We start from the raw sequence: 22022 nt of genomic DNA on the forward strand, positions 1-22022 counted from the left end.
ATTTGAAATAACACCAAAAAGGAACAGGCATCGCCTCGTTCCTTTTTGTAAAAATCCTTCATTCTAACCCTTTCAGCTAGGATTTCGCGCCATGATCCTCCATTTCATTGATCTTTGGGAGAATGGAGCGGGAAGGTACCGGGGATGTCAAAACTATGGAAGTGTTCAGATGTCCATAGGGTATTAATCGATCTATAAGTAATCTCATGCTGTCCATATCAGCTAAAGCCGCTTTCAAAAAATATCCAACTGTTCCTGTTACACGATGGCATTCGATAATGTCTAAATCATTTTTAACTAACTGCTCGAAATCGGAAACAGAAACCTTAAGTTCACTGACCTGAATGAACACAAGTACACCTCTTCCTATTGCCAGCGGCGAAACCCTTGCACTGAACCCCTCAATGATCCCCTTTTCTTGCAAGCGATACATACGTTCCGAAATGCTGGGCCGACTGAGAGCCAATTTCTTTGATAGTTCACTTATCGTAATGCGTCCATTCATCTGTAAAAGTTCCAGTAAACTGACATCTATTTCATCCATGAAGCAACCACCTTTCATAATGAAGGAATATAAGCTTATCTTTCTTTAAAATGTTGTATGGAAAGTGAAAAAACATTCTTTTTTGTATGTAAATTTACCAGCTAATATTCTATCATTAAAATTAGCAAATAGAAAAAGAAAATTCAGAATTTATCAAAAGGAGGAACCTGCATTGACCTTTACGAAAATCCCGGTTCGAAAAAACATTGAAGACATAAGCCCATATGTTTCCGGTAAGCCAATTGAAGAAGTCCAACGCGAACTGGGACTTGAAACGATCGTTAAATTGGCATCCAATGAAAATCCATACGGTTACTCAGCTCTAGCAAAGGAAGCCATGCTTATCGAAATGGAGCAAACCTCCTTTTATCCTGAAGGAATGGCACCGTCATTAGCTGAAAAGCTGTCAAGGAAATTGAATATCAAACAAGATCATATCATCCTGGGAAATGGATCTGATGAAGTGATACGTTTGTTAACAAGAACCTACATCCAACAAGATGATGAAGTCATCATGGCTGATGTTACATTTCCACGCTATGAAACGAATGTATTGATTGATGGCGGCACACCTGTAAAGATCCCTCTTATAGATGGTGTACATGACCTGGAGGGTATGTATGATGCCATAACTGAAAAAACAAGAATGATATTTGTCTGTAATCCCAATAATCCGACAGGAACGATCGTTCAAAAAGAAAAGTTAAGATCTTTTATCGAGAAGGTGCCGAAACATATATTACTGATCGTTGATGAAGCATACTATGAGTATGTCGATGATGAAGAATATTTAGAAACTTTGCCACTTCTAAATACCCATTCAAATCTGGTCATCTTACGCACTTTTTCAAAGATTTATGGATTGGCTGCATTAAGGATTGGATACGGTTTAATGGACGCTTCCATCATACAAGAGCTAGTTAAAGTGAAGGAACCCTTCAATACCAATCGGTTAGCACAGGCTGCTGCTTTCGCTTCCCTCGACGACCATCTATTTGTAGAACAATGTGCCCGTAAGAATGAGGAAGGAAGAAAGTTTTTAGAAAACGAACTAAGCGAGATGGGATTAACATGCTTCCCTTCACATGCCAACTTCTTGATGGTCAAACTAAACCAACCAGGTAAGGACATTTTCGAGAAGCTATTGATTTCTGGTGTCATCATCCGTTCTGGTCATTTGCTAGGCTATGATAATACGATCCGCGTGACGATCGGCACTCCTCATGAAAATGAGAGATTCATAACAGCGTTACAACATGCAATCAATAAAACCTCCAGTACATGAACGATCGAAACGAAGTTGCAGTATGACGATAAATTATTAATAGATAAAAGATACGACATGGACGCCTTTGCCCATGTCGTATCTTTTACGTGGATTTATTCAACAAGATTCTTTTTCTATGATCGTTGTTTCCTGTTCATCCACGCTTTTGAATTTAATGATCGAAATCGAGATCAATGTAGCCAACACAAGAAGGCAGGCAATGATGCTGATCCGATTCTGTGCACTAAATACGAACGTGACACAAATGATGATTAAGGTGATGACTGCAAAGAAGGTTACATATGGAAAGCCCCACAATTTAAAACTCGGAGCTTTAGGATATGTACGGCGAAGTTTTAACTGCGCTAAACAAATGCTGATCCATACAAGCGATACCACAAAACCTGGAAACGCCATTAATAAAGTAAATGCCTTGTCCTGTGCAACGTATGTAATCATGGAGCCGACGACCAATGCAATGGCACTTAGCATTAAACTATATAACGGAACGCCATTTTTTGACACATAAGCGAACGACTTGGGAGCTTCTCCTTCTGCCGCTAAAGAATGCAACATCCGAGTACACCCATATATTCCAGAGTTAGCGGCAGATAAGACGGCCGTAATTAAAATGAAGTTCATGATGTGTGCCGATCCCTGAAAGCCGGACATCGACAAAACTTGGACGAAGGGGCTTGCCTGGTCGGTGATCTCGTTCCAAGGAATCAAACCGCAGATTACAAGTATCGGTAAGGTGAAAAATAATACGACTCTCCAAATATAGCTTTTAATGACCTTCGGTAAAATGCGTTCTGCATCCTTTGCTTCAGTTACCGTCAGACCTATTAACTCAGAACCTCCATATGAGAACATAACGATCAGTAATGCCGAAAAGATGGACATCCACCCATTTGGGAAAAACCCTCCGTGCCCTGTGAAGTTTTGCAGATAATTAGTTCCGCCGCTTGGGATGGCCCCAAATAAAATGCAGGCTCCCAAGATAATGAATAAGATGATCATTGTAATCTTAATGCCAGCAAACCAAAATTCGAATTCCCCATAATTTTTAACATTCATCATGTTAACCCCAATGATCAAGACAGCGCACCCTAAACTTAATATCCATAGTGGAATCGCTGGGAGCCAATACTGCAAGAAGCTTCCTGCCACCACTAACTCAATGACACATACGGACAGCCACATGAAACAATACATCCAGCCTATAATGAAGGAACTGCGCTTACCGAATGCTTTCTGAACGAAACCCTTCATATTCGTATTTGGATAGACGATCGCCATTTCTGCTATAGCTCCCATCACTACAAGAAGTAACAGTCCTGCAAACATATAAGTGAAAATGACTCCTGGTCCTGCTAATGATATGGTTTCGGCACTTCCTTTAAAAATCCCAGTGCCTATTGCCCCGCCCATTGCCATCATGCTAATATGTCGCGGCAACAATCTTTTTTGCAGTGACCCACCATTTGATTCCATTACATACGCCTCCTTCATTCCATAATTTTTAAATGAAAAATCAATCACTCCAAACCAATGGTTGAATGGCGACTTGATAGTTAGATTTTCATCAACCGTTAAGCTATAGAAGTTGAAGTTGCATGGCATTATTCAACAAGATAAAAATAGAACAACATGCCAGTAGTTTTAGAAAAGGACATTGCTAGCTTGTACTGTTCCTGGATGGATAAACGGTGCCTTTCTTTACGGGGACCCATAACGATTATTTTCATCTCTATCTATTAAAAATAGAACATTCCAATCGGGGACTACTTTTGTAATCCCCATGAGTTTACATCTTCCCCGTGATCTTACTTATTAACGATGTGGATCGCATGTCCCAAAACTGCCTCCGCCGCTTCCATCCACCCCTCTGTCAAAGTTGGATGAGGATGTATACTGAGGGCTATATCTTCAACCCGTGCTGACAGCTCAAGGGCGAGAATGCCTTCACCAATAAGGTTGGAAGCATCAGCACAAACCATATGCATGCCCAGCAATATGTGGCTTTTGGCATCTACGATCACTTCAGCAAATCCTTCTGTTTCATTCGTTGCAAGCGCCCTTCCGTTGGCACTGAACGGGAATTTCCCGGACTTTACGCTGTATCCCTGTTGCTCAGCTTCTTCACGGCTTAAACCAACTCCTGCTATTTGCGGTTCCGAAAAGATTACATAAGGTACAAAAGCCGAGTCCATGGCACTTGGCAGCCCCCCTATTACTTCCGCTGCAACAATTCCCTGCTTAGACGCTCGATGAGCAAGAGCGGGACCAGGCGTAATGTCGCCGATGGCAAAGATGTGCGGCACATTTGTACGGCATTCCATATCTACTGCTATATGGCCTTTTTCATCCATAGTAACGCCAGCCCTGCTCAGGCCAATCTCTTCTGTGTTAGGAATCCTGCCGATTGTTACCATCGCCTTTTCGCTCACGACCACTTCCGTCCCATGTTTTTCGGAGGAAACATGCAGATGCACTTGACCATCCACTACACTCGCCTTTTCTACCTTAGCGGATGTTTTAATAGTCATCCCAAGCTTCTTCGCATTACGGGATACTTCCTTGACAAGATTTTCGGCAACTTGTGGAAGAATGCGGTCGGCCATTTCAATGATGGTCACTTTAGCCCCTAACTTTGCAAATGCCATACCCAATTCGATACCGATATAACCTCCGCCAATGATCGACAAGCTGGATGGGACTTCCTGAAGCTGCAAAGATGTTGTTGAATCCAAAATATATTCTCCATCCACTTTAATGAATGATGGAACGAATGGTCTGGACCCCGTCGCAATAATTGCCTGTTCAAACTTGTAGGTTTCAAAATCCCCATCCGTTTCAACCCCGATACGGTCGTCAGATAAAAAGGTTGCTTGACCTTTAACCACTGTCACTCCATTTTCTTTACATAAATGGGCAATGCCTTGGTTCAACTGAGAAATGATGCCCTCTTTCCAATCCTGCCAAATATTAAAGTCCATAGTGGTTCTTTCTTGAGATAGCCTGATTCCCATTTTTCCTAAATCATTAAGCCGATGGAATTGGTCAGCTGTGTGTATTAAAGCCTTAGAAGGTATACAGCCCCTATTGAGGCAAACACCACCTATCTTATCCTTTTCAACCAGAACGACTGATTTCCCTAACTGTCCGAGACGGATTGCCGCAGCATATCCTCCCGGACCACCTCCAATGATGATAACATCCGTTTCTACAGCAACTTCCCCTACTACCATTTATCTCATCTCCACAACTAAACGAATTGGATTTTCCAGCAGTTCCTTGATCCGATTTGTAAAATGCACCGCTGTTACACCATCAATTAAACGATGATCGAAAGATAAAGACATATTCATCATTAAACGAATAACACCTTCCAAATCGCGAACGACCATGCGCGGTTCCATTTTATGCAACGCCAATATGGCCGCTTCGGGATAATTAATGATCGGGGTCGCATGCATCCCTCCAATCGGTCCAACATTGCTTATGGTAAATGTACTGCCTGTAATTTGATTTATGCTCAATTTCCCTTCACGGGCTTGGGCGGCCAATTGCCTGATTTCATCAGCTAGTTGGAAAATGGTTTTTTGATCTGCATGCTTTATGACAGGAACAATAAGCCCCTCATTTGTATTCGTCGCAATTCCAATATGATAATAATTTTTCAAGATGATTTCATTTGTCTTTTCATCAATTGAAGCGTTTAATGTTTTAAACTCCTTTAAGGCGATGACAATGGCTTTAACGAAAAACGGTAAAAAGGTCAATTTAATATCCTTGTCATCGGAATATGCCTTTAATTGATCTTTCAATTCCTTCAAACGATCCATTTCCAATTCATCAACATGGGTTACATGAGGAATGGTCGAAACAGACTTTACCATATGTTCAGCTATTTTTTTACGAATTCCCTTAAGCAGAATGCGCTCTTCCCACTCATTTTCCGTTCCTTTTGCCTGATCGGCATTCTTCATAGGATCCTTCTCCTGAAGAATCCTGTCATCTTTGTGATGGGCACTTTCGCGTGTAATCGAATTATTTTCTTTAAACTTTTGCAGGTCGCTTTCAATTATTCGCCCTGCAGGCCCAGAACCTATTACTTGCTGGATATCAACCTTCATTTCCCTCGCCATTTGACGAACGAATGGGGTAGCCAAAACGCGCCCTGCTTCAAAAACCGGTTTGCTTGTAATATGCTCTGCAATTCCTTTTACATTTCCAGATTGCGCGTTCGGGATATCCTCTTCCATACTGTCATTTTCCGGTACAGACATTTCGTTCTCTTCTTGAATGGTGAATATAGTGGTCCCCACTTCCACGATATCCCCTTCGGAAAAAAGTATTTTCTTGACCACTCCCGTTGTTGGTGCAGTCAATTCCGCATTGACTTTATCCGTTTGCACTTCAACGATGGGTTGGTCCTGCGCTACTGCATCCCCCTCTTTGATGAGCCATTGGATGATTTCTCCTTCATGCATTCCTTCCCCTACATCAGGAAGTTTAAATTCGATCATGCGTCTTCCCCCTTCTCCCTTAATATCATCATTTAGAATGTAATCGTGTCCGTTATCCCTTGTTTTACACGTTCAACAGTCGGTAGATAATGATCTTCTATAGAAAACGGCGGTACCGGAACATCAAATCCAGTGACACGCTTAATCGGCGCTTTCAGATAAATAAGAGCTTCATCATTAATGATGGAGATAATCTCCGCACCTAATCCAGCAGTCTTATGGGCTTCATGTACGATTAATGCACGCCCTGTCTTTTTAATGGATTGTACGATCGTATCTCGATCCAGAGGGTATAATGTTCGAAGATCGACCACTTCACACTTCCAGCCTTTTTCGTTTTCGATCTTTTTCGCGGCGTTCAATGCCTCCCTTAACATAGCCCCCCAGGCAAAAATGGTCAGGTCGCTTCCCTCCTGGACCACTTTTGCCTGGCCAATCGGTATTCGGTACATTTCTTCGGGAACTTCTTCCTTAAAAGCCCGATACAATTTAGTAGGCTCCAAAAAGACTACCGGATCAGGATCTTCAATCGCAGAAATGAGCAGCCCTTTTGCGTCGAATGGATTACTAGGTGCAACCACCTTTAATCCTGGAGTATGGGCAAAAAAGGTTTCAACACTTTCGGAGTGAAGCTCAGGACCTCTGATTCCGGCACCATATGGCGTACGGATTACGAGGGGCACCCCAAATTGCCCACGCGTTCGGTATCTCATACGGGCAGCATGGGATACGAGCTGCTCGAATCCAGGATAAATAAAGGCGAGAAATTGAATTTCCACTATGGGTAACATTCCATTAAGGGCTAAACCAATGGCAGATCCGATGATTCCAGACTCAGCCAATGGTGTATCGACAACTCGATCTTTCCCATACTTTTCATAAAGTCCTTCCGTCGCTCGGAAAACTCCGCCATTCACTCCAATATCCTCGCCCATGATCATCACGCGATCATCCTGACCAAGCTTCTGGTCCATCGCTTCCGTAATAGCCTGGAGCATCGTTAAACTTTTGCCCATTATTTATTCACACCTTTCTTTAAGATTTGTTCCAACTCCTGCTGTTGTTCCTTTAGATGCCATGACTCATTTGCATATACATGGTTAAACATTTCAAGCGGGTTGGATTTCGGATAAGCTTCCGCTTTTTGGAGGTGAGCATCAATTTGCTCGTTGAACTGTTTTAACACCATTTCTTCCTGCTCATCATTCCAGTACCCCTCTTTTATCAAAAACTTTTTAAGCCGGGTAATCGGATCGCGGTTTTCCCTCCAGAACGTTGATATTTCGTCTTGTTCACGATATATGGCCGGATTGTCAGCCGTAGTGTGGGCACCATATCGAAAGGTAATCGCTTCAATTAAAGTAGGTCCTTCACCTTTTAGCGCTCTTTCGACAGCTTCCTTTACAGTCAGCCAAACTGCGAAGATATCATTTCCATCCACTCGAACCCCAGGGATGTCATAAGCAGCCGCCCGCTGGGATATCGTTTTGGATGCTGATTGCTTATTAAAAGGCACACTGATCGCGTAGCCATTATTTTGGCAGAAAAAGATAGTTGGGGTTTTATAAACGCCTGCAAAATTCAGTGCCTCATGAAAATCCCCTTCAGAAGTGGCACCATCACCAAAATAAGCAATGCTTACATTCTTTTCCCCTTTTAGCTTACTTGCCCAAGCCGTTCCTACCGCATGAACCATTTGTGTGGCAATGGGAACACTAGCTGGCATTATTCTTTTTCCTTCAGGACATATTGAACCTTCAAAATGTGCCATCCAGTATAGGAAAACACGATACAGCTCCTGTCCATGAATGATTGCCGCTCCATGATCACGGTAAGTGGGAAACATCCAATCCCCTGCCGACAGAGCTAAAGCACTTCCTACTTGTGATGCTTCCTGTCCTTCGAAAGGTGCATAAGTTCCCATTCTGCCTTGACGTTGAAGATTAATTGATTTACGGTCAAATGTTCTGAGCAGAAGCATGCTCTCATACATTTTTAACATCATTGATTTATCGATTTTCGGATCAATCGTTTCAACGATTTCACCTTCAGGAGTCAATACTCGAAACATTTCCGATTCAACTCCACTTGAATGCGCTTTCATTATTGAGTTTCCCGTCTTTTCCATTTCATTTCTCCCCTTAAGATAGATTTGTTTCGCAAACTTACCGAGGATTTTAACAGTCGTGAAATAACAGCCCAAAAATTTTTCGTTGGTCTATTATGCCTGTGAATGATTGCTGTTTCATAAACTACATTTCCTTATATAAAAGGATAATACATCCAAGATTTTAATAATATGTTAATTAGAATGAATTTTTTGCATATTTCCTTTATTTTGAATATGTTTCCTTATACTTTGCCTTCATTTTGAAAACAGGATCCTTCAATGGGAAAATTTCATATAAAATCATATAATTCACTAAAAATTATTGGATATAGTTTGATTGCTGCTAATCACATTTACCCCTGGGGTGCCCCAATGAATGAAATAAGGATCTCCCTTTCATCATCCGAAACCTGGATCAAACAAAGAAATAACCGGTTTCCTTGATAGGGCCACAACAATCAAAATGCATATGAATCGCAAAATCAGATAGGCCATTTTTTATTGATTTAAAGCCAATTACACAATATAAGCATCAAAAATAGGATGAATTTTCGGATAAAAATATACTCATACATTAGATATTGTACACAGGTATTTGGTGCGTGTTTGTTTATGATTTTATAGATATGCTGTTCTTACTTAGGCATAGCGGAAATATATGAAATAAATGCAGACAATGGAAATTAAGGATCCATTGTCATTAGGATATTTTCTGAAATATGGAAATATTATGATAAAATATAAGGATCGTTGGATTAAAAGGGGAATTCAAAATGAAACGGTTTTTTATGCTTATAGGCTTACTATTATTTTTTGCTCTTTTAACGGCTTGCTCGACTAGACCATCTTTAGAATTAGTAAGTTCACGAGCTGATATTGTCAATGATAAGAGCAAGGTTGGTGCAATAGGTATAACGGAAGGGGATAAGAAGGGGCAAGAGCTTGTACCAACCGCGTTATATTATGAATTTGAAATTAAAAATAATGGGAATAAAAAAATGGGGGGAATGGATGAGAAGGGATTACAAGTTAAAATAGAACCAAATGATAAATTAGTGGCTATCTCCAAAGAAACAGTAGGTTTTAATATTTTTAATCCCTCTTCATATGAAGGAACGGGTGTAGGCTACGGAAATTCTTTTTATGGGGAAATCCAGCCTAATAAAAATGGGAAATACATTTTTACTTTCGATTTGGGTGTAAGCGAAGAAAACCCACAAGTTCCTCTAAGGGTTCCATCAAAAGAGAAGTTAAATAAACTTAAGGACGATGCTTTAGATGCTTCGCTAATAGTAATTTTAGATGGTAAAGAAATAACTCGATTTAACTTAAAAAAGAAATAGTTAAAACTTTGCTATTTAGATTGATGATAAAACAAATAAAAACAGTAAAGCATCGGTGATGGAGCCGATGCTTTTTTAGGTGTTAAATTATTGTGACTTTTGAATGATTTGTTCCCCAGAAGGGAACCTGTTTATTATAATAATGAGTCTTTTTTTATTTCTTATTGAGAATGACGGGACCTTGAAACGGCACCGACCATATTCCGCATCATGGCCTAATCTTACTAAAAGAACTTCATTATCTTTTTTCCACTTCCAATATGAGAAAAATCTATTTTTCAAATGTTCCTTTCACAACCGCTGCACCATCTTTGACCATGATCCGGCCCATCGCGATTACACAATCTATTTCTAACTTTGGCTGCTTCATTATGATGATATCGGCGTCCCTGCCTACCTCTACCCGTCCCTTTTTTTCAAGTTTTAAAATACTCGCAGGATTTTCCGTCACAACTCGTATGGCATCGGCAATTGTCACTCCATCCTCGAGAATCGCATCGACAACAGAATCATATAAAGACATGCATGTACCAATGTTCAAACCGCGCAGGTTCCCGTTGCCATCGAAGTCAGGCAGGCTGGCTTGTCCATCTGAAGTTAAAGTGATCTGCCCGATTCCAACACCTTCTTCAAGTGCCCTTTTTATTGCTGTACTTGCTTTTACTTCCCCTTCCTCAAGGAATTTCCTGATCGTGCTCGTCGTAAAATCAATATACCCCCCTTTTTTTGCAAATTCCAGACCTGCATTGAATAAATGCGGATTTCGATTGATATGTGTGGGGTAAAACTGTGTAATCGGTATTTCCGTTGTTTCGACTACATCCTCAATTACCTGCAAATGATTTTGACTGTCACCCACATGAATGTTCACGACACCGCTTTTTCCTGATAAAAGCCCTCCATTACGTGCCTGAGAGGCTAGCTTAGCAAGTTCAGCCGCTGTCGGTTGCGATGAACGATGATCAGCAATGGCAATTTCGCCCACACCGATAATTTTATCCACAAGAATCAAATCATCTTCAATCTTTCCGGTTAACGTCTTGACTGGAACTTGATATGAACCAGTCTGAACGAAGCAGCTAATCCCTTCTTCTTCAAGCGCTCTTGCTTTAGCTAACAGTGCTGGCATCGTCCTTGTCGTTCCATCTGTTCCGATGACTCCGACTAATGTCGTTATACCTGCTAAAGTGGCATCTGTTAATTGGATTTCAGGTGTCCTCGTTTTGAAGCCACCTTCCCCACCCCCGCCTATGATATGTACGTGAGCATCTATAAAGCCCGGAACGACGATTTGCCCCCTCGCATCAATCACTTCCATTTCAACGAAATTGGCAGGAACATCAATCGTGTCCTTAATGAACCCAATTTGCTTTCCAACCAAGAGGATATCTTTTTGACCCATATATTCCGGCCCATAAATCTCCCCATTTTTTATAAGTGTAAGCATTGTTCCTTCTCCCTTCACGAAATGAAATGTTCAAATAGGTTTCAAAGTCTTTTACACGGGTAAATATACAACATGACCCGCTAACAATTACATAAATAAAACAAACATACTTGTTCGATTTACAAGTTGTAGCCAAACTGACATCTTGATTATGCTTTTCAAAAGTATAAAAACTAAAGGAGCTAACGACATGAATAAAGTAATTTCTTCTGATATTAAAACAAATAAAAGGTTATCCATGCGTCAAATCATGAACTTATATCAAGTTACAAAAGAATTTAAAGGAAATATATATTTTATCTGCAACCATAAATTGGTGGATGCCAAAAAACTTTCAACATTTGTTTCTTTTGTACTCATTCTTCAAGAGTGTGCAACCATGAAAGTCATCCTTGAAGGCGAGAATGTACATGCCATGCTCCAAAATGTACAGGATATTTGTAAAGAAAATGATGAAGGTGCATTTGGTTATCAAACAAATCAAACCGTTAACATTTAAATGATGACAACTACGAAAAAACAAAGAGGGTGTATACAATGAGAACCATTTTAATGGTGATTGGCGCAATCGTCGTTATCGGCATAATCGTAAATTTTATTTTTTAATGAATGCTGAAAGACTGTCAAAGGCTTGACAGTCTTTTTTTGTGCTGAATTGGATGGGTAAGTGCATATGAATCCATTCTCCATATTAAAGAAAACCTACCACGGTAACTCCCAATCCTTCCATTTATGCAACCCTTTTCGAATTTCATTTCCTTTATCAATCCAATATTGCTTACTTTGCGCCCCTTCTTCTTTTGCCTGTTGTTTTGCTATAAGTGCCTCTTGTTCAGCTATTAGCTGTCCGATGTCTTGTGTATTAAAAGATTGAGAAGCTTGATTCTGTAGAGCTCTCGCCATTATTTTTTGAAAGATGAGAGCACTTCCCTGACTACTATGTGTGGTTAAATAATGTTTTGCATCCGTCTTATCATACCCAGCCCATACAGCACCGACCAATGAAGGTGTATAACCGACGAACCATTGGTCTTTAACCCCTGATATTCCTTCTATGGGAACTTGTGTGGACCCTGTTTTACCTGCTACTTCGTAACCGGAAACAGCCGCGTTTTCCCCTGTGCCATATTCCACAGTTCCAAGCAACATGGCATTCATTTTGTCGACAACGCCTTTAGAGGTTACCTTGGTGCGTTTCTCTTTAAAGAAGGCTATCTCTTTTCCATCATTATTTTCTATTTTTACAATGGCATGCGTCTGCATCCGTTCTCCATTGTTGGCAAATGCTGAAAAGGCTCCTGCCATTTGCAGCGGTGACACCCCTTTCCTCATCCCGCCTAAAGCAACCGACAGGTTTCGGTCATTCTTGTCATAAGGGATCCCAAACCGCTTAAGTGAATCAAGCCCCTTATCGATGCCAATTTCATTCAACAGCCAAACAGTTGGTACATTCAGGGAATTCATCACCGCTTCGTACATAGGTACTTCCCCCTTATAAACTCCGCTCAGGTTTGTTGGCTCATATTCACCAAAGCTCATTTTTTCATCCTTTAATGGGGTTGTGATATCGTACCCCTCCTCTACCGCCGGTGTGTAAACGACAAGCGGCTTAATGGATGAACCTGGAGATCTTGTCAGTTGGGTCGCCCGATTATATCCCATGAATTGATGCTCCCCCCTCCCGCCGACAAGCGCCTTTATTCCGCCTGTTTTCGGATCAAGAAGGACTGACCCACTTTGAACAATTTCTTCTGTACTCGTTCCAACTGGAAAATTGGCAGGATTCGCATACACGGATTCTGTAGCTTGCTGCATGGATTGGTCCAGTGTCGTATATATTTTATAGCCCTTTGTAAGAAGATCCTCAAGCTTTATTCCATATTTGCTGGATGCTTCCGATAAAACATGATCGACAAAATAAGGGTACTTTCCTTTTAATGGATCAGTTTCTTTCTCTCCCATAAGGAGTGTCACTGTATCTTTTTTGGCGGCAGCTTCTTCATCTTTCGTCAAATACCCATGTTCAGCCATCCTTGAGAGCACTAAATCACGTCGCTTCAATGCCCCATCCAAATTCTTGTAAGGATCAAGTTTGGATGGCAGATTAATGACACCCGCCAGCAAGGCTCCCTCGGAAATTGTCAATTCGGATACCTCTTTGGAAAAATAAATATTTGCTGCCTTTTTGATGCCCCATGCTCCATGGCCGAAATAAACTTGATTCAAATACATTTCGAGAATTTCATCTTTTGTATATTCATTTTCAACTTCTTGGGCTAGAAAAAACTCTTCTATCTTCCTTTTCAGTGTTCGATTAGATTCCAACATCGTAATTTTCACAAGTTGCTGGGTAAGCGTACTCCCTCCCTCAACAACACTTCCGGCCTTCGCATTTTTAACCAAGGCTCGCAAAATCCCTTGGTAATCTATGCCATGATGTTCATAAAAACGGTGATCCTCAATGGAAACCACCGCTTGTTTCATATGCTCCGGTATTTCATCTATCGAAACACCTTCGGATTTATTTGCTGTTACTGTGCTGGCAAGATTCCCATCAAGATCATAAATTCCCGTCGGCTGCTGAAGATGATTTTGAAGCTGGCTTATGTCTGCACCCTGCCTGAAATAAAATAGTAAACCGGCGCCTAAAACCACCATCGCCAATATTATAAATAGACTTAATTTCATTAACCCTCTCATTTGTACCCCCATTTTCCCATCTGCGACATGTTTCATTAAAAATATTTTACCCTTTTTATAAAAGAAAACTCGTCGATTGTTTAAAAGGCAATAGTTAAATCTTCTTTTCCAGAATTAGCTTCCTTGCTGACGATATCCCTTCTACAAAAGAAAACACGCTATCCAACTGAGTCATCTGGGTTATCTTTTTAAAAATCCGTATCTTATCTCTTACCCACATTCGGTTGGAATCATCTAGATAAACAGGCGTTAAGCCATGTAAAAGTGGGTATAACACATTTAAAGACATTATAAAATGGGGAGAGATGATATTCATGAAGGACTTAAAACATATTGTCGTCGCTTTTGATGGAAACGAAGAGAGTAAGCGTGCCGTTGAATATGGAGCAACATTGAAAAAGGCCTTTCCTGGTGTTGAGCTGACAGTAGTTCATGTCCTGAATGATAAGGTGGAACAGCATATCATTGGAAACGTATCGGCTCCGGGATTCGTACCTGCCGCAGGATTTTATGTAGACCCTGTCCAAACACACCCCGTCGTAGAAGTTGAACAATCAGAACATCAAAAAGTAAATGATCACCTTTCCGCCGTCGAGAATAGTGTTCAAAATGCAGAATGCAATACGATGAGACTGCTAAGTGAATGTCAAGTAAAGGGGAAATTCGAAATATTGGAAGGTCATGCGCCTGATAGCATATGTGACTATGCTCAAAGAACCGCGGCTGACATCATCGTTGTCGGTAATAGCGCTAAAAGCGGGTTGGAAAAATTCTTTCTTGGCAGTACAAGTAGTTCCATTGCCAAAAACGCGCACTGCTCAGTATTCATTGCCAAATGAAGATGGGCCCAGTTCATCCTTTATGCCCTATATGATCATCCGTCGAAAAAGACCGGATTCCATTATGAATCCGGTCTTTCCTACGCTTTTTTTACTTCCTTTGAAGCAGCAGAATATAGCAACACCAATAGGGCCGCGAATAATTAAACTGTCGGCATATAAGTGAGTCCCATTATCAATGAACGAATAAAGCGCTACTGGCTGTCTGTTGGAGCAGAAGAACCAATGACACGATTCCAGATATATTGAAATGGCAAGGAAACCTCAGAAAACGTCCCAAAAACATGCTGCCAATTCCATTCAGCTTTGTTTTGAAACGCTTTTCCTCTTTATAGTCATTGCCAAACATATTCATGAATACACCGGATAGGCCCACCACCGAAAAGGCAAGATAATAATCAATGAATCTTTACCTTCATCGATGCTGTAACGCTATAAAAAGGCCTAGGAATAATCCAAAAATGTGTCCATGATTTCCCCTACCGCAATGAGCGCAATACAAAAAGCGGCAACCGGGCGATATTGTGTCCAGTAATGCTCGCATCCAAACTACATCCCATCCTTGTGCTCGTGCTAACGGGGGCTAAACTCACTTACTGGCTCCCCTTGTGGAAGTATTAAAAATCGATCCTCGGTTAGAATATATTACTAGTTTCTATAATTGAACCTTATTGCCAAATTCTTTCTTTTAACCAACTTCTCTATAGGCCTTCAATACACCCATCATAATCAAGTTAGATTGATAAATACGATAATTTTTCTTTAGACTATTTGTTTTGGTATCTTATTGAGCTTTTTTACACTTGGGAGGGAATAGACATGGATAAACATTCGGTTTCAGCTGAAAAAGGCGCCTACATAAGCATTGCCGCTTACATATTCTTGTCTGCTCTTAAATTGTCTATTGGTTATTTTGGCGATTCTAAAGGACTTTGGGCAGATGGTTTAAATAATACCACCGACATTATCGCTTCATTAGCCGTATTGATTGGCTTGAAAATCTCAAAGAGACCGCCTGATGATAATCATTCATATGGGCATTTACGGGCGGAAACCGTAGCCTCGTTGGTAGCTGCCTTCATCATGATAACCGTGGGACTGCAGGTAGTATTCAGTGCTATCGAATCCTTCTTCAAGCAAGATTCAACAACCGTTCCCAATATGCTGACCGCTTATGTCGCTCTTTTCTCTGCAATCTTCATGTACGGAATCTATCGTTTTAACATCGCATTAAGTAAAAAGATCAACAGCGCTTCCATCTACGCCGTTGCACAGGATAATCGTTCCGATGCACTTGTCAGTGTTGGAGCATTTATAGGAATTATCGGTACTAAGATGGGAATCCCTTGGTTAGATGCCATAGCTGCTGCAGTCGTTGGGATCATCATCTGCAAAACTGCATGGGACATCTTTCATGACGCCTCCATCTCTTTAACAGATGGTTTTGACGAACAGCTTCTGCAAAAGATCGGACAAACCATTATCTTGACAGAAGGTGTTAAAGACATGAGTGAAATTAAAGCACGTATGCATGGGAGTGAAATCCTGCTTGAAACCACCGTTCATGTTAACCCGCTTTTGACCGTCATTCAAGGTCACGATATCACGATTAAAATCGAGGAGAATCTTTTGAAGGAATATAATATCGAGCATGTAATCGTTCACATTGAACCATATGCATTTCATACAAAAGGTAACCGTCATTAACTTTACGGATACCTTTTTATTATGTCTAATCTTGTAATAAGTGCAATAAAACTGTGTCAAAAAAAGGGATTTATCGATTGATTGCCGAATATTTATCCAATTGACACATGTGTAAAGGACATTAATCTGTTATCATAAAGGCATAATGTAATTATTTTGATATTTTGTAATTTTATTCAAATTAATATATTTCTGGATCATAAGTAAATTCATTTTCCTACAGTATGGAGGGCAAAATGGTATCTAATCGAGAAATGACCATTCACTTTTTATCTTCTCAAAAAAGCAGTATCATTTCCAAATGGAACGATGAGCTGCTGCATTTACCGGATGGATATATGGGGTACTTCAAAGGAGAAGTAGAAAATATTTTTAATCTGCTAATGGATCAGCTTGGAAAATCGGATACTGGCATAGAAGATGTACTGAGGGTCGTAGGGGAAAAAATTGCGTCTGATCGAGTTCATAAGCAGTTGAATTTGGAAAATTTCTTTTCCACTGCAACCATCGGCAGATCCATCATCATTGATCATGTTTTGAATTCCGAGGCAACTAAAGACGAAGTATACAATCTTATTAAGCAAATAAACGTTTACTTCGATAAACTCATTCATTTTGCATCATCCCATTATACGGAATTGAAAACGAAGGAACTTGAAGAACGCTATCAATTCATAAGCCCAAACCATAAAGACCGTTTGACGCTCCTAGGCCAAATGACCTCAAGTTTTGTCCATGAATTCCGTAATCCACTTACTTCCATCATGGGATTCATTCAATTGTTACAAGCCGAACAATCCGAGATAAAATATCTTGATATCATTTCAAAGGAATTGGATCAGCTCAATTACCGGATTACACAATTCCTTAATATTTCAAAAAAAGAAACATCAGAATCACCACCGGATCTGTTTTCCATTTCCAAACTCGTGAACGAGGTGATCGAGTTTTTATATCCTAGCATTTTGGAAGTAAATGCTTCCATTACATGTAATATTGCCGATGATGCGGTAATTTCCGGTTCTGAAGAAGAATTCCGCCAAGTTTTACTGAATATCATTTTAAATGCTCTTGATGTGGTTGGCGGAATGCCATCCCCGTCCATCTATATATCTGGCTCTGAATCACCGCCCGGCATCCTTACCTTAAATATTTCCAACAATGGTCCGAAGATACCCGACGAGGTCCTGCCGAATATATTTGACCCTTTCATCACCACAAAAAAAAGGGGAACGGGATTGGGACTATTCGTCTGTAAAGAAATCGTTTTAAAACATCAAGGAACATTATCATGCCACTCAACGGATTTTCTAACGACATTTTCGATTCAATTGAAAACTAAATAATGGATAAATATCCTTATTTACCTGGATATTCAGTGTGAAATTTTTGACTGATTGACGTCTATTTACTTATACTAATAGTTAGGTTCCACTACTAATCGAGGTGAATGACCCTATAGATTGAAAATAAAAACCATCATAATATTTCCTGCAAAATAATTTTTTCATCTAACATTTAATACGATAACATCATTTCATTCATTATTGGTTTTGGGAGGTGACTGGGATAATTAAGTCGTTCGGTACAATAGGCGATTCAATTAAGTCCCACACTAATTGGACATATTAAGTTTTCTATTTGTCATTATTTTAATCGCTTTAACTGCCTTTTTTGTAGCTTCTGAATTTTCGATCATAAGGGTCCGCAGCTCGAGGATCGATCAATTGATAGAAGAGGGAAACAAAAAAGCCATTGCGGCCAAGAAGGTTACATCCAATCTTGATGAATACCTATCCGCCACACAGCTTGGAATTACCGTAACTGCCCTTGGATTGGGGTGGCTAGGACAACCGACCGTCCTCAAATTGGTGGGACCTTTATTCAATGCCCTGCATTTCCCACAGGAAGTCACAAGCATTCTTACATTTGTCATTTCATTTTCCCTGATAACATTCCTGAATGTGGTTGTAGGTGAATTGGCTCCAAAGACCGTTGCCATCCAAAAGGCAGAGCAAGTGGCCTTGGCTATAGCCAACCCGCTGATTTTTTTCCATAAGATTGCCTTTCCCTTCATCTGGATATTGAATCACTCTTCTCGTTTCGTTGTCGGATTATTTGGCTTCAAGCCTGCATCTGAAAGCGAGATTGCCCATACGGAAGAAGAATTGCGCTTTATCCTCTCAGATAGCTATAAAAGCGGGGAGATTAACCAATCGGAATTTAAATATGTAAGCAACATCTTTGAATTCGATGACCGTGTTGCCAAAGAAATCATGGTTCCAAGGACAGAGATTATGACCATATCCAAAGATGAAACGGTACAGGAATTCGTCGACGTGGCAAAACTGGAGAAATACACTCGATATCCTGTTGTCGAAGGTGATAAGGATCATGTCATCGGCTTAGTGAACTTAAAGGAAATTTTCTCGGATCTTATTAAGGATCGGGAAATCCATTTTAAAGCGATTGAAAATTACACTCGCCCGATCATTCGGGTCATGGAGAATATACCCATACATGATTTGCTGTTGAAAATGCAAAAGGAACGCATTCATATGGCTATTTTGATGGATGAATACGGCGGAACCTCAGGCCTTGTCACCGTTGAGGATATCCTTGAGGAGATCGTTGGGGAAATTCGTGATGAATTCGATGTCGATGAAGTCGCATCCATCAGGAAAGTTAAGGATGGACACTATATTTTGGACTCTAAACTACTTGTAAAGGAAGTCAATGATTTACTTGGCATTCACTTAGAAGAAGATGATGTCGATACTATAGGTGGATGGGTCCTTACGGAAAATTATGATGTAAGTGTTGGGGACATCATGGAAAAAGACGGATTCTGCTTTAAAGTGATTGAAATGGAAGATCACGCCATTCGTTCTATCGAGGTAACAAAAAAGGTCATACAGCTTCCTCTGGAAGAGGACCTTTCCCAAGGATAATAATGAAAAACAGCCTCGTAAAAGGTCCTTTTACGAGGCTGTTTTTTGTCTTTTCATTTATCGGGAAAACGTCCCATTTTTTTGACCGTTACGATTGGAGGTGTACTCTTTTTTTTCCATATGATATAAAGCATGATTAGCACAAACGAAAATCCTGCCAAAGGAATTAGATATGGCGCAGTAACTTCTTTGATTTGCTGCCAATTCTCGCCGAGCATCCGTCCTAAGGTTAGAAACGCAATGGTCCAAGGTATCACAGCCGCAACCGTATATATGATAAACTTCCATACGGACATCCTTGCTATACCGGCAGGGATGGAAATGGCATGGCGAACAACGGGGATGAATCGAGCCGTAAAAATCACTCCTACCCCATAACGTTGAAACCATTCTTCAGCCATTACGATATGATTTTCTTTAATGAACACATATTTTCCATACTTCAAAAGGAAGGGCCGTCCGCCATAATAACCAGCCCAATAGAGAAATAATTGTGCGATCGTTCCTCCTGCTACTCCCGCAAGGACAGCTCCCCAAAAATTCATTTTCCCAAGGCCAACCAAATAACCACCGTATCCCAGAACAAGCTCACTAGGGATGACTTCAACCATCAGCCCCAATAAAATCCCCATATACCCCATTCCTGCAAACCAATTCAATATCGTCATTATAAGCTGTGATATCATGCAATCGGACTCCCCTTACCGCTAATTTCAAAATGTTTGTCCTTTTATCCTATTTTAGCTCATAACGTTCTATTCGATTTTTCATATCCTTCTTTCACTTCATATCTTTTTTTTTCGATTGCACAGAAAAAAAGACCAGCTGGTATGTACCCCGGTCTCATTTTTATCAGTATTCTTTTAGCTCCCTTTTTTGGGAGAATTGAGAAAAAGCAGCTATGGTGAGTAAGGATGAATCATTTTGTGAGACATTAGTGAAAATCTCCTGGCGTGATTTCGTTTTTTCAATATGAATACCGAGATTCTTATACTTGTTGATTATTGGGTTATTCATGCTTACCCTCCCTTTCTGCTGTTTCGTTATCGTTATTCTTTTACTTCCCAGTTTACGTGAAGATAAAACCTACTTACACAATTCCACTGTAAAAAACATGTTGCACAGGTTCACTTGTCAATTTACTTGTATGGTTTCCAGTTGATGTTCATGCACGTCGTCTTTTTCTACATGTACCTGCACCTTATAGGTTCCGGATTCATCAAGCGATACCTTATTTTGGTATGTGCCATTTCCATCTTCTTTTGCTTTGGTAAAATGACTTTCTTCGCTGCCTTCCTTCCACACTTCAAAATTCACATCTGCATTTGTCAGAGGCTTCCCATCCAATTCTACGGCTGCTTCAAAGCTCGAACTGTTTCCTGCCTTAACAGGGTTACTTTGAAATTCGATTGATACATCCGAACTCGGATGAACCGAGGCACCTTCACTTTCATGTTCTGGGATGACAACTTCTTTTTCCGGCATAACATGAAGGTCTTTGGCCGTTACATGGGCAACCACAATATACTTCCCTTGTTCATCAAATGTATGCATCACTTGATACATGCCGCTTCCAGTATTTTTTGCTTCTAGCATTTCCCGTTTGTCCTGTCCGGACTTTCTCACTTCAAACAGTACCTCATCAGCTTCGTTCACTAATTGGCTTCCTTGTTTCACTGTCGTTTCAAGAATGACTTCTTTTCCAGGATTTAATTTTCCCTTAATGACAATCGATGCTTCCAAGGATTCTGGAACGGCACTGTTCACTTCTTTATCCTCTGGCATTTCAGACTCTTGACAGCCAGCCAGCATAAATAATAGCGCAGAACACAAATAGAATTTTTTCATAAAAACTTCCCTTTACTATTTATTAGACTAAAAATCCGTCCTTTTCATATTGCCCATCCTTCCCTTTTTTCAGATTTTTATACATGCTATTACATCAAGCAGTTCGCATCACGGTGACTGAAGTCAGCATGGCTACTGCGATGATCGTTAAAAATGAATATAAAAAGACCGAAGTCCCCACCACACTCAGCCCGGCAAGCAGAACGCATCCATCAATGAAAAAAATCAGCAAACCCACATTGAGCCCACTCTTCCTGGAAAGGATCTGCGCGAGCATATCCGTTCCACCAGTAGAGGTTCCATACCTAAGCATCAAGCCTATTCCAAGTCCGATCAATCCTCCCCCCATTACCGCACTAACAAAAATGGGAAGATCCCATCCTGTGACAGCGTCGGAAAAAATATCAATGCATAAGGAGGAAAAAAGCAAGCCATGCAAGCTGTTCAGAAATAGTTTTTTTTCAAAGTACCAAGCATATATATATAATGGAATACTGCTTAAAATCACACCAAGCCCTGTTGGTAGTCCTATATAGTAATGAAAAATCAGCCCAATCCCTATCATGCCCCCATCCAATAAATGATAAGGTATCAGGAAAAAATTAATTCCCACACCAACCAGCATGCTGCCGGCAATGATCGCCGCCATCCTTTCCATGATTTTCATGACTGCCACCCCCTTTTAACCTGCATAAAAACCTGTCCGGATTTTATAGAATATGTTTATATAGTCC

General features: G+C 40.5%; 20 protein-coding genes. 7 read left to right on the forward strand and 13 right to left on the reverse strand.

Annotated features, from left to right (window positions below):
* Positions 1–76 precede the first annotated feature (76 nt).
* Positions 77–544: an Lrp/AsnC family transcriptional regulator gene (locus ACQKMH_RS14575; protein ID WP_230158360.1), complete on the reverse strand. Its 468-nt coding sequence runs from the start codon at positions 542–544 to the stop codon at positions 77–79.
* Positions 545–716: 172 nt separating this feature from the next.
* On the opposite strand from ACQKMH_RS14575, the gene hisC reads away from it, so the two are divergent.
* A complete protein-coding gene (gene hisC, locus ACQKMH_RS14580) occupies positions 717–1829 on the forward strand; it encodes a histidinol-phosphate transaminase (RefSeq protein ID WP_427588215.1) in 1113 nt (370 codons plus the stop codon).
* Positions 1830–1928: 99 nt separating this feature from the next.
* On the opposite strand, the gene ACQKMH_RS14585 is transcribed toward hisC, so the two are convergent.
* From ACQKMH_RS14585 to pdhA, 5 genes are all read right to left on the reverse strand, one after another.
* Positions 1929–3305: an amino acid permease gene (locus tag ACQKMH_RS14585; protein WP_427588216.1), complete on the reverse strand. Its 1377-nt coding sequence runs from the start codon at positions 3303–3305 to the stop codon at positions 1929–1931.
* 332 nt (positions 3306–3637) lie between these two features.
* Positions 3638–5062 carry a dihydrolipoyl dehydrogenase gene (gene lpdA, locus ACQKMH_RS14590; protein WP_427588217.1) on the reverse strand — a complete coding sequence of 475 codons (1425 nt, stop codon included), beginning with the start codon at positions 5060–5062 and terminating at the stop codon, positions 3638–3640.
* A complete protein-coding gene (locus ACQKMH_RS14595; RefSeq protein ID WP_427588218.1) occupies positions 5063–6343 on the reverse strand; it encodes a dihydrolipoamide acetyltransferase family protein in 1281 nt (426 codons plus the stop codon). It lies immediately after the preceding gene.
* Between the two features lie 32 nt (positions 6344–6375).
* The gene (locus tag ACQKMH_RS14600) at positions 6376–7359 is read right to left on the reverse strand and encodes an alpha-ketoacid dehydrogenase subunit beta (RefSeq protein ID WP_427588219.1); all 984 of its coding nucleotides are present in this window, start codon (positions 7357–7359) and stop codon (positions 6376–6378) included.
* Entirely contained in the window at positions 7359–8471 is a 1113-nt protein-coding gene (gene pdhA, locus ACQKMH_RS14605) for a pyruvate dehydrogenase (acetyl-transferring) E1 component subunit alpha (protein WP_427588220.1), read from the reverse strand. Before pdhA ends, ACQKMH_RS14600 begins: the two co-directional genes overlap by 1 nt.
* Positions 8472–9226: 755 nt before the next feature.
* Here pdhA and ACQKMH_RS14610 point away from each other — a divergent pair.
* Positions 9227–9796, forward strand: coding sequence for a hypothetical protein (locus ACQKMH_RS14610; RefSeq protein WP_427588221.1), 570 nt, complete (start codon positions 9227–9229; stop codon positions 9794–9796).
* A gap of 271 nt (positions 9797–10067) precedes the next feature.
* Here the strand turns inward: ACQKMH_RS14610 and iadA are convergent, their stop codons facing one another.
* Entirely contained in the window at positions 10068–11243 is a 1176-nt protein-coding gene (gene iadA, locus ACQKMH_RS14615) for a beta-aspartyl-peptidase (protein WP_427588222.1), read from the reverse strand.
* A gap of 190 nt (positions 11244–11433) precedes the next feature.
* Here iadA and ACQKMH_RS14620 point away from each other — a divergent pair, with 190 nt between their 5' ends.
* Positions 11434–11742, forward strand: a complete 309-nt coding sequence (locus ACQKMH_RS14620) for a hypothetical protein (RefSeq protein ID WP_427588223.1) — start codon at positions 11434–11436, stop codon at positions 11740–11742.
* Between the two features lie 203 nt (positions 11743–11945).
* Here the strand turns inward: ACQKMH_RS14620 and ACQKMH_RS14625 are convergent, their stop codons facing one another.
* Positions 11946–13979, reverse strand: coding sequence for a transglycosylase domain-containing protein (locus ACQKMH_RS14625; RefSeq protein WP_427588224.1), 2034 nt, complete (start codon positions 13977–13979; stop codon positions 11946–11948).
* Between the two features lie 278 nt (positions 13980–14257).
* On the opposite strand from ACQKMH_RS14625, the gene ACQKMH_RS14630 reads away from it, so the two are divergent.
* Entirely contained in the window at positions 14258–14782 is a 525-nt protein-coding gene (locus ACQKMH_RS14630) for a universal stress protein (protein WP_427588225.1), read from the forward strand.
* Between the two features lie 175 nt (positions 14783–14957).
* On the opposite strand, the gene ACQKMH_RS14635 is transcribed toward ACQKMH_RS14630, so the two are convergent.
* Complete coding sequence (locus ACQKMH_RS14635) at positions 14958–15185, reverse strand: energy-coupled thiamine transporter ThiT (RefSeq protein ID WP_427588519.1); 228 nt, start codon at positions 15183–15185, stop codon at positions 14958–14960.
* 416 nt (positions 15186–15601) lie between these two features.
* On the opposite strand from ACQKMH_RS14635, the gene ACQKMH_RS14640 reads away from it, so the two are divergent.
* The 3 genes from ACQKMH_RS14640 to ACQKMH_RS14650 all read left to right on the forward strand — a co-directional run bounded on the left by ACQKMH_RS14640 (position 15602) and on the right by ACQKMH_RS14650 (position 19440).
* The gene (locus ACQKMH_RS14640; RefSeq protein ID WP_427588226.1) at positions 15602–16489 is read left to right on the forward strand and encodes a cation diffusion facilitator family transporter; all 888 of its coding nucleotides are present in this window, start codon (positions 15602–15604) and stop codon (positions 16487–16489) included.
* A 236-nt stretch (positions 16490–16725) separates the two neighbouring features.
* A complete protein-coding gene (locus ACQKMH_RS14645; RefSeq protein ID WP_427588227.1) occupies positions 16726–17835 on the forward strand; it encodes a histidine kinase N-terminal domain-containing protein in 1110 nt (369 codons plus the stop codon).
* A 273-nt stretch (positions 17836–18108) separates the two neighbouring features.
* Positions 18109–19440, forward strand: a complete 1332-nt coding sequence (locus ACQKMH_RS14650) for a hemolysin family protein (RefSeq protein WP_427588228.1) — start codon at positions 18109–18111, stop codon at positions 19438–19440.
* A gap of 53 nt (positions 19441–19493) precedes the next feature.
* On the opposite strand, the gene ACQKMH_RS14655 is transcribed toward ACQKMH_RS14650, so the two are convergent.
* From ACQKMH_RS14655 to ACQKMH_RS14670, 4 genes are all read right to left on the reverse strand, one after another.
* Complete coding sequence (locus ACQKMH_RS14655) at positions 19494–20123, reverse strand: DedA family protein (RefSeq protein ID WP_427588520.1); 630 nt, start codon at positions 20121–20123, stop codon at positions 19494–19496.
* A 169-nt stretch (positions 20124–20292) separates the two neighbouring features.
* Positions 20293–20457, reverse strand: a complete 165-nt coding sequence (locus tag ACQKMH_RS14660; RefSeq protein WP_427588229.1) for a hypothetical protein — start codon at positions 20455–20457, stop codon at positions 20293–20295.
* 117 nt (positions 20458–20574) lie between these two features.
* Positions 20575–21288 (reverse strand): FixH family protein, encoded by a 714-nt coding sequence (locus tag ACQKMH_RS14665; protein ID WP_427588230.1) that lies wholly within the window; start codon positions 21286–21288, stop codon positions 20575–20577.
* A 94-nt stretch (positions 21289–21382) separates the two neighbouring features.
* Positions 21383–21955, reverse strand: a complete 573-nt coding sequence (locus ACQKMH_RS14670; RefSeq protein WP_427588231.1) for a YitT family protein — start codon at positions 21953–21955, stop codon at positions 21383–21385.
* Between the last annotated feature and the right edge of the window lie 67 nt (positions 21956–22022).

The organism is Peribacillus sp. NPDC097895, assembly GCF_050277555.1.
In the GTDB taxonomy this organism is placed as follows: Bacteria; Bacillota; Bacilli; order Bacillales; family DSM-1321; genus Peribacillus.

Excerpts from the sequence above, each read along its gene's own strand:
- ACQKMH_RS14575 (WP_230158360.1), bottom strand. The coding sequence starts at position 544 with ATGGATGAAATAGATGTCAGTTTACTGGAACTTTTACAGATGAATGGA.
- ACQKMH_RS14585 (WP_427588216.1), bottom strand. The coding sequence starts at position 3,305 with ATGGAATCAAATGGTGGGTCACTGCAAAAAAGATTGTTGCCGCGACAT.
- lpdA (WP_427588217.1), bottom strand. The coding sequence starts at position 5,062 with ATGGTAGTAGGGGAAGTTGCTGTAGAAACGGATGTTATCATCATTGGA.
- ACQKMH_RS14595 (WP_427588218.1), bottom strand. The coding sequence starts at position 6,343 with ATGATCGAATTTAAACTTCCTGATGTAGGGGAAGGAATGCATGAAGGA.
- ACQKMH_RS14600 (WP_427588219.1), bottom strand. The coding sequence starts at position 7,359 with ATGGGCAAAAGTTTAACGATGCTCCAGGCTATTACGGAAGCGATGGAC.
- pdhA (WP_427588220.1), bottom strand. The coding sequence starts at position 8,471 with ATGGAAAAGACGGGAAACTCAATAATGAAAGCGCATTCAAGTGGAGTT.
- ACQKMH_RS14610 (WP_427588221.1), top strand. The coding sequence starts at position 9,227 with ATGAAACGGTTTTTTATGCTTATAGGCTTACTATTATTTTTTGCTCTT.
- iadA (WP_427588222.1), bottom strand. The coding sequence starts at position 11,243 with ATGCTTACACTTATAAAAAATGGGGAGATTTATGGGCCGGAATATATG.
- ACQKMH_RS14620 (WP_427588223.1), top strand. The coding sequence starts at position 11,434 with ATGAATAAAGTAATTTCTTCTGATATTAAAACAAATAAAAGGTTATCC.
- ACQKMH_RS14625 (WP_427588224.1), bottom strand. The coding sequence starts at position 13,979 with ATGAAACATGTCGCAGATGGGAAAATGGGGGTACAAATGAGAGGGTTA.
- ACQKMH_RS14630 (WP_427588225.1), top strand. The coding sequence starts at position 14,258 with ATGAAGGACTTAAAACATATTGTCGTCGCTTTTGATGGAAACGAAGAG.
- ACQKMH_RS14640 (WP_427588226.1), top strand. The coding sequence starts at position 15,602 with ATGGATAAACATTCGGTTTCAGCTGAAAAAGGCGCCTACATAAGCATT.
- ACQKMH_RS14645 (WP_427588227.1), top strand. The coding sequence starts at position 16,726 with ATGGTATCTAATCGAGAAATGACCATTCACTTTTTATCTTCTCAAAAA.
- ACQKMH_RS14660 (WP_427588229.1), bottom strand. The coding sequence starts at position 20,457 with ATGAATAACCCAATAATCAACAAGTATAAGAATCTCGGTATTCATATT.
- ACQKMH_RS14665 (WP_427588230.1), bottom strand. The coding sequence starts at position 21,288 with ATGAAAAAATTCTATTTGTGTTCTGCGCTATTATTTATGCTGGCTGGC.
- ACQKMH_RS14670 (WP_427588231.1), bottom strand. The coding sequence starts at position 21,955 with ATGAAAATCATGGAAAGGATGGCGGCGATCATTGCCGGCAGCATGCTG.